This window comes from Bradyrhizobium sp. SZCCHNS1050 (assembly GCF_032484785.1).
GTDB lineage: Bacteria > Pseudomonadota > Alphaproteobacteria > Rhizobiales > Xanthobacteraceae > Bradyrhizobium.
The window spans coordinates 3,796,145-3,810,360 of sequence record NZ_JAUETR010000001.1 but is presented as its reverse complement, the minus strand read 5'-3'; the positions used below and the strand labels follow the sequence as shown (position 1 = coordinate 3,810,360).

Sequence of the window (14,216 nt, the reverse complement as noted above, 5' to 3'; positions counted from 1 at the left end):
GCTAGCGCGTCGCGATGAAGCACATGCCGAACCGCGTCGCCGGGCCGGTCTGACAGGACAGGTTCGCGGCGCAGGTCCAGGTCGAGAAGCTCTTGTCGTTGTCCGCGGCCGCGGCGTGGCTCGCGTAGCAATGCCCGCCCCAGCCGTCGTTGTAGACCGTGCCGGCGAGCTCATCGCTGCCGCGCAATTGCGGGCGGCTGGCGAAGCCGCGCGAGAAATCCGGAGTCCGCCCCTCGGCAAAGGCGGTGAGGATGTCGCGCCGGCGGACCTGGTCGCCGAAGAAGTGCGGCGAGCCCGGCACCACGACGGTGTTGGACGGCTTCTCCGCCATCCAGTCGACGCCGGGAAAGTGAAAGCCGCCGATGCCGCGGGTCTGATGGCAGCCGCCGCAGCTCGAATCGTTGAGGCGTCGCTCGAAGCCCGCGACCGACCGGATGTTCTGCAGCACGATGCCCTGCGCGGCCGCCTTCTCCAGCGCACCGACCACGTCGGCCTCGGTGAACACCGCGCCCTGCCCGGCCGCGCTCCCCTGCACCAGCCCGTAGGCCGGCAGCAGATCGGAATTGACGAATCCGACCGGGGTCGGCGCCACCGCAACCTTGGCCAGGAACTGCTCGGGGATCACCGCGGTGCCGCGGTCGAGCTCACCGAGATGGACGGGGTCGAGCAGCCAGGCCTTGAACTCGCGCGCCAGCGCGGCATCCGCCAGCAGCCGGTCGCGATCGACCTGATCCTCCAGCACCGCCTCCTCGAACGTCCCGCTCGCGGCCTGATAGTCGAACACCTTCATCATGTAGTCGGTGCGGAAATCGCGGATCGCCGATTTCGGCGCATGCGCGATCTGCAGGTTGGTCTCGATGCGATGGATGTTCTCCGACCTGATCAGCGCCAGCGGGCCGTCCGGCGCCGTCAGCTTCGCGGCAAGCTCAGGCCCGGTCAGTTGCAGATCGGACGTCGCCAGCCACCGCTTGGCGATCTCGGCACAACTCGGCGAATTGCTCTTGGCCTCCGCATCGCTGCGCGCCTTGAGCACGATGTTGAGCGTCATCGGCAGCCGCGGCGAGGCGACCTCGCCATCTTTGGCCTCGGGCGGCGTGGTCCGCGTCAGGCGGTACAGCAGCCGCACCTCGCCGCAATGGTCGGGATCGACGAAGGCGCGATCCATGCGATTGACGACGCCGGCCAGCACGAAGCGGGCATCGGGCGAATCGAGCACAGTGCGGTCGAACAGCTGGAACGCGTAGGACGTACCGATGCCGATGCTCTCGTTCGGCAACGTCGTCTTGTGCTTGTCGACGTAGCGGTCGAACTCCGTGTCGAGCGCCTTGCGTACGGGCATCATCGACGGCAGCGCAAACAACGCCGCGTCGGTCAGCGGCGCATCACTGGCGTGCGCAAGCATCTTCCCGAGGCCGAACGCGCCGTTGTCGAGCTCACGCAGCGCGAACGGCTCGAGGATGGCGGCGCCGCGCTCGACCGGCGGGCTCTCGTCCGCATGAGCGAGCGGGCCGCAGCACAGCATGACAAGGCCGAATACCGACAGTCGCAAGACGCGCCTCCTCACTTCCACGAACATGCAATTGAGGGCCTGCTAGTCCTCGAAGATAGCCGAAAGGCGGGCGGCTTCGGACAATTGTGCGACGAGGCGCCTCACGTCGCGGTGAGGCGCCTCGTCCAGATTCGTCTCCAAAAACAGATGGTCCGTCAGCGCGCGACGACAAGCCCCTTGGTGGTGACGACCACCCAGCGACCGTCCTGCTTGCGAATCGCGTCGACCTTGCCGAGGCCCGGCACGGGATCGCCGGCATAGACCTCGTAGAGGCCACCGCGGCCCTCGATCAGCGCGCCGCCACGACCGACGTCGCGCAGCACCCAGCCCTCGACGACCTTGGGCTTGGTGGCCTCCGTGCGGTTCGGCTCGGGGCGAGCGGTCTCCGCCCTGGCCGGCTCGGCCCGGCTCGCCTCTGCCCTTGCTGCTTCGGTCCTGGCTGCCTCGGTGGTCCTGGCCGCGTCGGCCCGGCTCGCCACGCCCGCGGGCGGCGCCGCCGCATTGATCGCCCCCACCGCCTGCGGCGCGGACGCGGCGCTGTCACGCGCGGGGGCTTGCGCGGTCGCGGACGCCTGCGCGGCGCGCAGCCGGTCCACGGCCTCGCTCAGACGCTGCAACTCGCTCGGCTTGGCCGACGATTTCGTCGACAGATCACCGAGGATCTTCTCGAGCCGGTCGAGACGCTCCGCGGACTTGTTGAGCTCGACGAGGCTCGTCTGATTGGTCTGGTCGAGGCTCGCCTTCAGCGCGGCGACATCATTGTCGATTCGCGCCACGGTCGCGCCAAGCGTGGAATCCGCAGCCTCGCCGGCCGTCGCATCGGCCGCGTCGCCGCCGCCGGAGCGCGTGACGAATTTGGCCGTGACCAGACCACCGGCAACGCCGCCGACAACCATCGACAGCAGCAGGATCGCAGCCATGGCCGGTAGGCCGAGCCTGCCGTTCACGGCATGCGGCGGCGGGGTCTGGCCCGGCTGCGGAGGTGGCAGCGTCGCTCCCGCAGCGGCCGTGCTGGCCGCCGTTGCGGCAGCGGCCGCCGGCTTGGACGCCGCATTGAACTTGAAGGGCTCGGTCTTGAACTTCGCTTTGGCCCAGGCCGCGGCCTTGTCGACCGCGGCAAAAGCACCCGCCCTGGTCGCCGGTCCGGCATCCGCCTGGACTGGCGTGACCGGGCGCGTCGCGGACGCCCCGGGTTTGGCCGCGGATGCCTGCTTGGCAACGGGCTCCGACTTGGCATCCGGTTTGGCATCCGACTTGGCAACAGTCTCCGGCTTGGCAGCCGGCTCAGGCCGAACGACGGCTTCTGTCTTGGTGGCAGCCACCGACTTGATCGGCGCGTCCGGCTTGATGGCCGTCTCCGGCTTCGGCGCGGCCGCTGCCATCGGGCCGACTTTCGGCGCATTGGCCGCGAGCATCGACAGCTTTGGTGTCTCGACCTTGAGGAGCTCACCGGCCGCAGCCGTCTTGATCGGGTCCGACTTGACCGGCTCCGTCCTGATCAGATCCAGGATCGTCGAGGGAGGTTTCGCAGCACTCGAGGCTACTGCAGCTTCGACTTTGCCCGGCGCCGCAACGTTGCCCCCCACCGCCTGGGGCTTGGTCAGCTCCGGCTTGACCTTGTCGGATTTGCCCTTGTCGGACTTGACCAGGTCGAGCCGCGCGGGCTCGGGTTTGGCTCGCTCCGGCTTCACCGCTTCGATCTTGGAGGGCTCGATTTTTTCCTGCTCGGCCGTGAGGGTTTCGACCTTGACCTGCTCGGGCTTGACCGGCTCGACCTTGGTCGTCCCGATCTCGGTGTCGGCCATCACCTCGGTCTTGATCTCGGACTGGCTGGCCTCCGGCTGTGGCTCGGGCGCGGTCACCGCTTCCACGATCTTCGCCTTCGGGTCGATGCCCGGACGGTCAGCCGCCGGCGCTTCGTGATCCGGCGCGATCATGGGCGGGGCGACGGTCGCGATCGCAGGCACGGCCAGATCGACTGCATCGGGGACTGCGGATGTCTTCGGCATCGGGTCGACACTCGCACTGGCCTTGCCAGTGGTACCGGCCACGCCAAGGCTGGCCCGTTCGGGCTTTTGGTCGCTCACGTTCAGAGTCTCCGCATGACGTTGAGCACTTGGTAACCTTAGTTAGCGTTCGATTGATTGCCAAAATCTTACTTTTGGAAGGCTTACCTGAGTTTTAGGGATTCATACGGGGCGGATTTGCGCCGACAAAGTGGAGCAGATGTGGCGGACGTTGCCCGATTATTCAGCTCTGGCGGACGCGCCCGGGGGCAGCAAGCTCGATCGGCACGCGGCGCAGCGCGGTCGACGCGGCGTCAAACGGAGCCGCTCTCGCGGCGCGATTGCGCCCGAGCTTTGCCGATCATTCCCTCCTCGTCAGTCGGAGGGCGCAGGGAAGGCCGGGTGCCGACTGGCACCCGTGGCCCCCGTGCGGAAAGATTGCACGGGGCAGGAACCACAGGTTCAGCCGGAGCGACCCAGCCTTCCCTGCGCGATGGTGTTACGGCTGCTTCGTAGTCTCCCCGGTGCGCCGGGCTTTCTGGTCACCGTCATCCGCACGAGGCGAAGCCTGCATGCGAACTTGGCATCGGCGTCGGGATGCCAGGACCCTACGACTTGACCGTCCGTACCTCGCTTGCTCGCCGGCCCGCTCGCGCAGAGCCCCAAGCCTGATACGGCCACCGCTCCCCGCTGCTACGCCTCGTGACGATCGGCCGAGCCGCCCCTCCTCATCGCGAACGGGATGGCCGGGATCATCGTCGTGATTTGCCCGACGAGGCTGGGCAAGAACTCAGTGTTCACGGTAAGATTTGGAGGCATGACGAATCGGCCGTTCAAGAGCGGCGAGAGCCGCGATCAAGAGAGCCTGCTTCCGCCTCGGATTGAGGATTATGTCGGGCCGGACAATCCGGTTCGTGCGATTGACAGCTACGTCAACGCCCTCGATCTTGCCAAGCTTGGCTTCCGCCACGCCAAGCGGAGGGGATTGGGTGTCGGGCAGCCGCCGTACGATCCGGCGGACCTGCTGAAGCTTTATCTCTATGGTTATCTGAACCAGATCAGATCGTCGCGCCGGCTCGAGCGTGAAGCCGGCCGCAATCTGGAGCTGATCTGGCTGTTGAGGAACCTGAAGCCCGGCTATCGGACGATTGCGAACTTCCGCAAGGAGAACTGGGCTGCCTTGAAGGCGGCGAACCGTAGCTTCGTCCTGTTGCTGCAGGAGATCGGGCTGATCGGCGGGACCCTGGTCGCGGTCGATGGCGCGCTGTTCCACGGCAATGCCAGCAAGGACAGCATCTTCACGCGCGGGAAGCTCGCCAAACAGATCGCCAAGCTCGATGAGGAGATCGAGGCGTACGGCAAGTCTCTCGACACCAACGACGCGACGGAAGCCAAGCGGCCCGGCGACGGCAAGGATGACAACAAGGATGGAGGCGATGTCGGGGACAAGATCAAGGAGCTGATGGCCAAGCGTGAACGCGCACAGTCCGATCTGGAGAACCTGGACAAAGGCGACAAGGGACAGGTGTCGAAGACCGATCCCGATGCGCGGCTGCTGAGCAAGGGCGACCAGACGATCGCAGGCTACAATGTCCAGAGCGTCGTCGACGACAAGCATAAGCTGATCATCGCCAGCGAGGTCGTCAATCGCAGCGATACAGGACACCTTCATATGATGGCGAAGGCGGCCAAGGAGGGCCTCCAGGTCGAGGCGCTGCAGATACTGGCGGATGTCGGCTATTACAACAGCGGGGATCTCAAGGCTTGCGAGGATGACGGCATCACCGCCTATGTCCCGCTGCATCACGGCAATGGCAAGAAGCACGGTCGCTTCACGCGAGGTGACTTCACCTACAATTCCGCAACCGACACCTATCAGTGTCCCGCAGGCCAAGCGCTGCATCCAACGAAGAAGCTCTGGAAGAATACGAGCGGCAGGATGGAACGCCGCTACCTGGCCTCCGTAGCGACTTGCGGCATCTGCCTCCTCAAGGCGTCTTGTCTCTCTGCGAAGGCAAAAAGCCGCAGCGTCTCTCGATGGGAGCACGAAGAGGTGCTGGATCGTCACCGCCAGAGGATGGCGAGCGAACAGGCCGGCCGATTGATGCGCCGCCGCTCAGCCATCGTCGAGCACCCGTTCGGCACGCTCAAGTGCCGCGCCGGCTATCAGCACTTCCTTGTCCGCGGCTTCGACAAGGTTCGCGGGGAATGGAGCCTGATGGCGCTCTCCTACAACCTCACCCGCGTCCTCAACATTCTCGGTTTCGACGACTTCCTCGCCCGCATCGCCGAATGGGCTCTTGCAGCTCTACATGCCACTTCTGGCAAGGCAAGGGGCGCATGGGAGGCGATTTCGTTTGCCCTCATCCGGTTCTGGACCATGATGCAGTCATGGCTCGAAATTGCACCGCGCCGAGCCCTCTCAGCCCCCTAATTCGGATTCTTGCCCAGCCTCGACGGCGCAAGGCGGCACACATGCGACAAACTGGCTCGACGGGCAGTTGGCGCATGGACGGATTGCCGGAATTGCCCGTCGGGTGGGTGGGCGATGGGCGACTGCAGGCTCGCGAATGTTGTAGTCCTGCAATGCAATCGACAGATGGAAGGCGTGCACCGTCAGCGAAATCACCTCCGGCCGAAGCGGCAACCACCGATTGCATAATGTCCCGTACAGCCCGCCGTTTTCGATGAACGCTCTGGTTGCTTTCGTAGACTAACACTCTGCGTTCGGGCTATTTTTCATTTCCAGCATTTCAAGGGGAGCGCTCATGCGAAAGCTCATTTCTTCGATCGGATTTTTGTGCGCCGCGTTTTTGATCCTTGCCTCGCCAGGGGCTCACGCGCAGGCGACGCGGACCTGGGTGTCCGGCGTCGGCGACGACGTCAACCCGTGCAGCCGCACGGCGCCCTGCAAGACCTTCGCCGGAGCGATCTCGAAGACCGCCGCGGGCGGTGAGATCGACGTGCTCGATCCCGGCGGCTACGGCGCCGTCACGATCACCAAATCGATCACGATCGACGGCGGGGGGACGATGGCCTCGATCCTGGCATCGGCGACCAACGGCACAACGTGAATGCCGGCGCCAACGACGTCATCATCCTGCGCAATTTGAGCATCAACGGCGCCGGCACGACCCTCGGCCTCAATGGCGTCAATTTCCTGGCCGGCCGAAAGCTCGTCGTCGAGAACTGTACCTTCGAGAACTTCTCGCAAAGCGCGATCTCGGTCGCGCCGACCGGTGCGGCCCAGGTGGTGATCGCGGACTCCTCGCTCAAGGCGTCCGCGCTCGGCGTCACGGTCTCGACCGCGAATTCGAGCAGCGCGATCAGCGTGCTCGTCTCGAACACCAAGGCCATCGAAAATGGCAATGCCGGGATATCCGCCACGGTCCCGGCCGGAAAGCCGGGGATGGGCGTGTTTCTCGACCGGCTGACCTCCGAGTTCAACAACACCGGCGTTCTGGCGAGCGGCAGCGGCGCCATCGTGACGTTGGGAAATTCCGTCATCCAGGGCAATTCCAACGGCGTCGTCCAGACCGGCGGCGGCTCCGTCTCGTCCTTCAAGAACAACGCAATCAGCAACAACGGCGTCGACGGCACGCCGCTCACGGGGATCAGCCTGAACTAGCGACGCCGCCGCGGGAAACCCGGCATTTGGCGAGCTGCGCCTGCCGGACAACGTGCAATCACATCAGTGAGGTCCCGTTGCCGGCGGGACCTCGCTCGATTGCGTCAATGCTGGCGCTCAAACGCCGGTGGCGGCCGCGTGCTGGGCCGCCATCTCGGCATCCGCGGCGGTGACGCGCTGGAACGCCGGACGCTGGGTGATGCGCTCGGCGTAACGCGCGAACACGTCCTTGCGCGGCACGACGCCGAACATCATGGTCCAGTTGAAGGCGACGCCCCACAACACGTCGGCGGCGGTCATGCGCTCGCCGAGGAGATACGGCCCCTTGGCGAGCTGCTGCTCCAGCGCGCCCAGCATCGTATCGTAGTCGGCATAGGGTGACTGCGTGATCGGGGCCGGTTCGCGCTTCATGAAATGGTCGATCACGGCGGGCTCGAACGACGCACCGTAATAGGCGATCCAGCGCAGATAGGGCCCGCGCATGGCATCATCGAGCGCCGGCGTCAGGCCCGCTTGCGGAAACAGATCGGCGAGATAGATGAAGATCGCGACCTGCTCGGTCACGATCTGGCCGCGATGTCCGATCGTCGGCACCTTGCCGAGCGGATTGACGGCCAGGAACTCCGGCTTGCGCTGCTCGCCCGCCTTCATGTTGAGGACATGCAGATCGTAGGGCGCGCCCAGCTCCTCGAGCAGGACGCGGGTGCCGGCGGCGCGGGTCTGCGGCGAGTAATACAGCGTGATCTTGTCGTCGGCGGTCATGATGGTGTCCTCCCATTGCCGGCTGCGGTGCTGGCTTGTCGCACACCATACCTGACAAGGTGTGTCAGGTATGTTTAAAGAAGGGCATGCGCGCGAGCCGGCTGCTCTCCATCCTCACCACCTTGCAGGCCAAGGGACAGGTCACGGCGCCCGAACTCGCAGGCGCCTGCGAGGTCTCGGTGCGCACGATCTATCGCGACATCGACGCGCTCGCCGCGGCGGGCATCCCGGTCTATGCCGAGCGCGGCGCCGAAGGCGGATTCCGCCTGCTCGACGGCTATCGCGTGCGGCTGAACGGGCTGTCGCCGACGGAAACCGACGCACTGTTCATGGCGGGCCTGCCGGGCCCCGCCGCCGCGCTCGGGCTCGATGGCGCGATGAGCGCGGCGCAGACCAAGCTGGTGGCGGCACTGCCGCAAAGCCTGCGCGCCAATGCCGGCCGCATGCAGGCGCGCTTCCATCTCGACGCGCCTGGCTGGTTCGGCGAGTCCGAGGAGCCGACGCATCTGCGCGCCATTGCCGACGCCCTGCTCCGCGACGTCATGGTCGACGTCCGCTATCAGACCTGGCGTGCCGAGAAGCGCCGCCGCGTCGCGCCGCTCGGCCTCGTGCTGAAGGGCGGCAATTGGTATCTCGCCGGGCAGGTCGAGCGCAGCGTGCGCACCTATCGCGTCGCGCGCATTCTCGACTGTGCCGTGACCGACGAGTGCTTCGCGCGACCTGCAGACTTTGACCTCGCCGCCTATTGGCGCGCCGCGACGGAGCGGCTGGAGGCGGAGCTGCATCCGAAGCAGGCGACGGTGCGCCTGTCAGCGCTCGGTGTGAAGCTGCTGGAGGTGTGGAGCCAGCCTTACGTGCGCGCCCGCACGCGCCTCGCCGACGACACCGATGCCGACGGCTGGCGCATCGTGACGATCCCGATCGGAACGACGCTGTGGCATGCCGCCGGCGAGCTGCTGCGCTTCGGGCCCGAGGCCGAGGTGCTCGACCCGCCCGAGCTGCGTGCGAAAATGGCCGAGCTGGCGCGGGCGATGGCGGAACGCTACGGCGCATGAGCTGCGACGGCGTGAGTTGCGGACGTATTTTCCATCCGCATCATTGGCGAGAGGGGTGCGCGCTCACGTCCAGCCAGGATGAGCGCGACCGGCAAGTGAGCGCGACCGGTATGATCGGAGCTAAAGCACCACTGGTGTGTCGGGCAGCTCGTTGGGATCGCCGGCATGCGGCGGGTAGTGCCTGGCGAGCTCGCGTGACACCGCGGCAATGCCATCGACCACGCCCCGCTCAAAGCGGCCTGCGCGAAACTCCGCTTCCATCGCGCGGCAGATCGTCTCCCAGCCTTCGGCGCCGACATGTCGATGAATGCCGCGATCGGCGATGATCTCGACGTCGCGATCGGCCAAGAGCAGGTAGATCAGGACGCCGTTGTTGTGCGCGGTGTCCCAGATCCGCAGGTTGGAAAAGATGTCCAGCGCGCGCTCGCGCGGCGGCTGGTCGCGCCACAACGGCCGGCCGTCGAGCGCGCCCTCGACGACGAAGCGAAGCTGGCCGGCATGGGTGCGCTCGCCGTCCTTGATCGCCTGCTCGATGCGTGCCAGCACAGCCGGCGTGAAGATGCGCTTCAGCTGCCAGTGATGATGCAGGAGATGCCGGCCGATCCGCCTGATGCTCATGGTCGCGCGCCTCGTCCTCACCAGTTGCCCGAGGCGCCGCCGCCACCAAAACTGCCGCCGCCGCCCGAGAAGCTGCCGCTGTCGCTCGAGCTGCCGCTGCTCCAGCCGCCGGATGACGAGCCGCTCGACCAGCCGCTGCCGCGGCGCCCGCCCGACGTCGGCATCGACGAGGACAAGCCGCCGGCGATGAAGGCAATGACGATGCCGGCCACGCTGGACAGCAGCGCAAGCGTGGTCGATCCCACAAGCACCCAGGTCAGAATCCCCAGCGCGCCGCCGGTCGCAAGCGAACCCAGCAGCCGCCCGAACAAGGCCCGCAGCGCGCCACCAATAAAGATCGCACCGAAGAAGGCGACAGGTGCGAACGAGGAGATGGTGTCGATATCAAGATCCGTGCCGTGCGAGGCCTGCGGCTGCGGCACCGGCAGACTCTCGCCATTGATCACGCCGATGATGCGGTCGACGCCGGCGTCGATGCCGCCGGCGAAATCGCCGCTGCGAAATCTTGGCGTGATGACCTCGTCGATGATGCGCCGCGCGGTGACGTCGGTGAGGCTGCCTTCGAGGCCGTAGCCGACCTCGATGCGCAGCTTGCGGTCGTTCTTGGCGATCACCAGCAGCGCGCCGTCGTCGACCTTCTTGCGCCCGATCTTCCAGGCCTCGGCGACGCGGAGCGAAAACTGCTCGATGGTCTCCGGCTGCGTCGTCGGCACGATCAGCACCGCGACCTGGCTGCCCTTGCGGGTTTCCAGGTCCTTCAGCTTCTGCGTGAGGCCTGCGATCTCCGAGGAGGACAGCGTGCCGGTCTGGTCGACGACGCGGCCGGTGAGCTGCGGCACCGCGACGTCCGCCAGCACGATCGTCGCGAGGCAGACGAACAGCGTCGCAAGCAGCGCCTTGAGGACCGGCAGCGCGCGCACGATTCCCTGCTCCGGCTATTTCGACGGCGCAGGCGACGGCGCGTTGAAATCGACCTTCGGCGCGACCGATATCTCGCGCTCGTTCTCGACGGTGAAGTTGGCCTTTTCCTTGTAGCCGAAGACCATCGCGGTCAGGTTGTTCGGGAAGGTGCGGATGCCGACGTTGTACTCCTGCACCGCCTTGATGTAGCGGTTGCGCGCCACCGTGATGCGGTTCTCGGTGCCTTCGAGCTGGGACATCAGGTCGCGGAACAGCGCGTCCGATTTGAGCTGGGGGTAATTCTCGGTGACGACCAGCAGCCGCGACAATGCTCCGGTCAGTTCGCTCTGCGCCGCCTGGAACTTCTGCAGCGCCGCGGGATCGTTGACGACGTCGGGCGTGGCCTGCACGCTGCCGACCTTGGCGCGGGCGTTGGTGACGCCGAGCAGCACGTCCTTCTCCTGCTGGGCAAAGCCCTTGACGCTGTTGACCAGGTTGGGCACGAGGTCGGCGCGGCGTTGATACTGGTTGACGACCTCGGACCAAGCCGCCTTGACCTGCTCGTCATTGGTCTGGATGGCGTTGTAGCCGCAATTGGTCAGGCTCAGCGTCATCAGTGCCGCCAGCACGGTCAGCAATCTCCGCATCGCGCGTCCCCCTCTTCATCCGGTTGTACCGCCTTCACACAGCACAGCTTTGGCGACGGCGCAATGACGGCAGCCGGCCGCCGGACATGGGTCGCGGCGGCCGGTGCGTCGGTTCAGGGAGGTTCCGGGTCTGCCGCGGATGCGGGTCATTCGCGCGGAATGACCGGCGGAGAGAGGCAATGTCGTCTTTGCAGCGGGACTCGCGGCTGGATGATGGGCCTGCGCCAACCACACACCCCGTCATTCCGGGGCATCCGCGCGCCCCGGACGACACCATAGGCGCTTACGCTCAACTGCCCTTGCGGTCGCGTAGCTGGGTCACGAACATGTCCTGCCAGCTCGCCGGTTTGACCTTGATCGAGCCGACGCCGTGCATGAACTCGGCGATCTTCAGCACGCCCTCCGGCGTCGACGAGAACCAGGTGTCCTTGTCCTGCAGCATCTCCAGCACGTCCTCCTTGGTGGTCTTCACCTTGGCGGTGCGGGCATAGATCTCGGCTGCGGCAGCCTTGTCGTTGGCGATCAGCGTGCAGGCCTCGTCGAGCGCATCGAGGAACGCCTGCACGACCTTGGGATTGGCGTCGACGAAGCGCTTGGGCGCGAACACCACGTCCATCGTCATCCGTCCGAGCACGTCGGCGGAATTGGCAACGCGGCGAATCTTCGAATCCTTCAGCTCGATGTAGGAGAACGGCGGCGAGGTGAAATGCGCCGTGATCTCGGTCTTGCCCGAGGTGAGCGCCGCCAGCGCCTCCGGATGCGGCAGGCCGACGGTCATCGGATCGAGCTTGGCGTAATTCTCCTTGCCGAACTCCTGCGCCGCCATCATCTGCAGCATGACCGCCGACAGCGAGGTCTTGATGCCCGGCAGGGCGATCTTGTCGCTCGGCTTGAAATCCTTCAGCGACTTGATCTCAGGATTGTTGGTATTCATCCACAGCGAGGTCGAGCTGAGGCCGCTGACGCCGACCACCTCCACCGCCGGAATGCCCTTGGCCTTGGCCCACAGCGTGATGAAGCCGGGGGCGCCGGTGCCGGCGATGTCGAGCGAGCCGGCCATCATCGCGTCGTTGATGATGTTGCCGCCGTCGAGCATCTGCCAGTTAACCTTGAACGGACCGAGCCCGGCCTTCTCCGCCTGCTTCTCCATCAGCTTCTGATCCTCCATCACGATCAGCGGCAGATAGAGGATGCCGTAGCCCTTGGAGAGCCTGATCTCCTTGACCTCGGCCTGCGAAGCACCGGTGGCGCCGAGCAGCGCGGTGAGGCCGAGCGCGGCGGCCGTGAATGATTTGCTCCAGGACATGGTCGTCTCCTTCCCTGTTGTTGTGCTTATAACTCGAAATTCAGTGCTGCATGCCCCAGCGCCGCACCGTCTTGCGCTCGATGGTCGCGAACACGACGTTCTCGACGACGAGGCCGATGAAGATCACGGTGAACAGGCCGGCGAAGACGTTGGCCGTCTCCAACTGGTTGCGGTTCTCGAAGATGAACCAGCCGAGGCCGCCGGACCCCGAGGACACGCCGAACACCAGCTCGGCCGCGATCAGGGTGCGCCAAGCGAAGGCCCAGCCCACCTTCAGGCCGGTGAGGATGGCCGGAAATGCGGCGGGGATCAGGATGAAGCGCACCAGCTTCAACCCGCGCAGGCCGTAGTTCAGGCCGACCATGCGCAAGGTGTTCGACACCGAGCGGAAGCCGGAATGGGTGTTGAGCGCGATCGCCCACAACACCGAATGCACCAGCACGAAGATGATGCTGCCCTTGCCGAGGCCGAACCAGATCAGCGCCAGCGGCAGCAATGCGATCGCCGGCAGCGGATTGAACATCGAGGTCAGCGCCTCCAGCATGTCGGCGCCGATCCGCGAGCCGATCGCGATCGTGGTCAGCACGGCCGCCAGCGCGATGCCGATGCCGTAGCCGATCAGCAGCGTCTCCAGCGACACGAGGGTGCGCGCAGGGATGATGCCGTTGCCGATGTTCTCGAAGAAGGCTGAGAGCGTGTCGGTGAAGGTCGGAAACAACAGGGGATTGCCGAGCCACAGGCCATAGGCCTGCCACAGCGCGGCGAGCGCCACCAGGATGATGGCCTTGCGGACCGCACCGACGTGGTAGATGCGTTCCAGCCAGGACAGGCTCGCCTCGACCTTGACGTCGCCGAGGGGCGTGTCTGCATTGACGATTTCGGGGCGCAGCGCCAGCGTCTCGCTCATGGATGCTCTCCTCGTCTCAGTGTTGGCCGAACAGCATGTCGTTGATGCGCCCTTCGAGGGCGACCTGTTCGGGCGAGCCCATCGTGCCCGGCGGCACGCTGTTGAGCTCGGCGCGGACGCGGCCGGGATGCGGCGACAGCAGCAGGATGCGGGAGCCGATCTTGATCGCCTCCTCGATCGAATGCGTCACGAACAGCACGGTGAAGCGGGTGTCCTGCCAGAGCTGCAGCAGCTCGTCCTGCATCTTGCGCCGGGTCAGCGCGTCCAAGGCGGCGAACGGCTCGTCCATCAAGAGCACGTCGGGCTCCATCGCCATGCCCCTGGCGATCGCGACCCGCTGCTTCATGCCGCCGGAGAGCATATGCGGATAGGAGTCGATGAACTTGGTGAGGCCGACCTTGTCGATATAGGACTTGGCGCGCTCGTTGGCTTCCGCGGTGCCGAGCCGGCCGCTGGCGGTCAGCGCGAACACGACGTTCTCGCGCACCGTCTTCCACGGCAGCAGCTGGTCGAACTCCTGGAATACCATCATGCGGTCCGGGCCGGGCTCGCTGACATCGTGGCCCTTGAGGCGGATGCGGCCCTCGGTCGGCTTCAGATAGCCGCCGATCGCCTTGAGAAGCGTGGATTTGCCGCAGCCGGAGGGGCCGAGCAGCACGAAACGGTCGGAATCGAAGACCTTGAAGTCGACGCGGTAGGTCGCCGTGACCAAGGTGTCCGGCGTCTTGTACTGGAGCGTCACGCCCTCGACCGAGAGCAGCGGCTCGAACTGAGATGGCGATTGATGGACGGTCATCGTCCTCCCCTCCTTTATATTGCAATGCGAAATTTCGCTCGG

The 14,216-nt window shown here is 65.8% G+C and carries 13 protein-coding genes; 4 read left to right on the top strand and 9 right to left on the bottom strand.

Annotation, left to right across the window (positions count from 1 at the left end; translation table 11 throughout):
* Window position 1: 1 nt before the first annotated feature.
* Window positions 2-1,576, bottom strand: coding sequence for a hypothetical protein (locus QX094_RS17190; protein WP_409977922.1), 1,575 nt, complete (start codon window positions 1,574-1,576; stop codon window positions 2-4).
* A 128-nt stretch (window positions 1,577-1,704) separates the two neighbouring features.
* Entirely contained in the window at window positions 1,705-3,636 is a 1,932-nt protein-coding gene (locus tag QX094_RS17185) for a hypothetical protein (protein WP_315713973.1), read from the bottom strand.
* A 661-nt stretch (window positions 3,637-4,297) separates the two neighbouring features.
* On the opposite strand from QX094_RS17185, the gene QX094_RS17180 reads away from it, so the two are divergent.
* From QX094_RS17180 to QX094_RS17170, 3 genes are all read left to right on the top strand, one after another.
* On the top strand, window positions 4,298-5,989 hold the full coding sequence (locus QX094_RS17180; RefSeq protein WP_316188054.1) for an IS1182 family transposase: 1,692 nt from the start codon (window positions 4,298-4,300) through the stop codon (window positions 5,987-5,989).
* 334 nt (window positions 5,990-6,323) lie between these two features.
* Complete coding sequence (locus QX094_RS17175) at window positions 6,324-6,629, top strand: hypothetical protein (RefSeq protein ID WP_315713972.1); 306 nt, start codon at window positions 6,324-6,326, stop codon at window positions 6,627-6,629.
* Window positions 6,626-7,183 carry a hypothetical protein gene (locus QX094_RS17170; protein ID WP_316185843.1) on the top strand — a complete coding sequence of 186 codons (558 nt, stop codon included), beginning with the start codon at window positions 6,626-6,628 and terminating at the stop codon, window positions 7,181-7,183. The genes QX094_RS17175 and QX094_RS17170 overlap by 4 nt, the downstream gene beginning before the upstream one ends.
* A gap of 117 nt (window positions 7,184-7,300) precedes the next feature.
* On the opposite strand, the gene QX094_RS17165 is transcribed toward QX094_RS17170, so the two are convergent.
* On the bottom strand, window positions 7,301-7,945 hold the full coding sequence (locus tag QX094_RS17165) for a glutathione S-transferase family protein (RefSeq protein WP_315713970.1): 645 nt from the start codon (window positions 7,943-7,945) through the stop codon (window positions 7,301-7,303).
* Between the two features lie 86 nt (window positions 7,946-8,031).
* Between QX094_RS17165 and QX094_RS17160 the strand changes: the two genes are divergently transcribed.
* Window positions 8,032-9,000: a YafY family protein gene (locus QX094_RS17160; protein ID WP_315826052.1), complete on the top strand. Its 969-nt coding sequence runs from the start codon at window positions 8,032-8,034 to the stop codon at window positions 8,998-9,000.
* A 120-nt stretch (window positions 9,001-9,120) separates the two neighbouring features.
* Here the strand turns inward: QX094_RS17160 and QX094_RS17155 are convergent, their stop codons facing one another.
* From QX094_RS17155 to QX094_RS17130, 6 genes are all read right to left on the bottom strand, one after another.
* Window positions 9,121-9,618 (bottom strand): TPM domain-containing protein, encoded by a 498-nt coding sequence (locus QX094_RS17155; protein WP_315713968.1) that lies wholly within the window; start codon window positions 9,616-9,618, stop codon window positions 9,121-9,123.
* A gap of 17 nt (window positions 9,619-9,635) precedes the next feature.
* Window positions 9,636-10,538 (bottom strand): YgcG family protein, encoded by a 903-nt coding sequence (locus QX094_RS17150; protein WP_316165732.1) that lies wholly within the window; start codon window positions 10,536-10,538, stop codon window positions 9,636-9,638.
* 15 nt (window positions 10,539-10,553) lie between these two features.
* Window positions 10,554-11,165, bottom strand: a complete 612-nt coding sequence (locus QX094_RS17145; protein WP_315713966.1) for a LemA family protein — start codon at window positions 11,163-11,165, stop codon at window positions 10,554-10,556.
* Between the two features lie 289 nt (window positions 11,166-11,454).
* Window positions 11,455-12,471 carry an ABC transporter substrate-binding protein gene (locus QX094_RS17140; RefSeq protein WP_315713965.1) on the bottom strand — a complete coding sequence of 339 codons (1,017 nt, stop codon included), beginning with the start codon at window positions 12,469-12,471 and terminating at the stop codon, window positions 11,455-11,457.
* Between the two features lie 40 nt (window positions 12,472-12,511).
* Window positions 12,512-13,378 carry an ABC transporter permease gene (locus tag QX094_RS17135; protein WP_316169448.1) on the bottom strand — a complete coding sequence of 289 codons (867 nt, stop codon included), beginning with the start codon at window positions 13,376-13,378 and terminating at the stop codon, window positions 12,512-12,514.
* Between the two features lie 16 nt (window positions 13,379-13,394).
* Complete coding sequence (locus QX094_RS17130; RefSeq protein WP_315713963.1) at window positions 13,395-14,174, bottom strand: ABC transporter ATP-binding protein; 780 nt, start codon at window positions 14,172-14,174, stop codon at window positions 13,395-13,397.
* Window positions 14,175-14,216 lie beyond the last annotated feature (42 nt).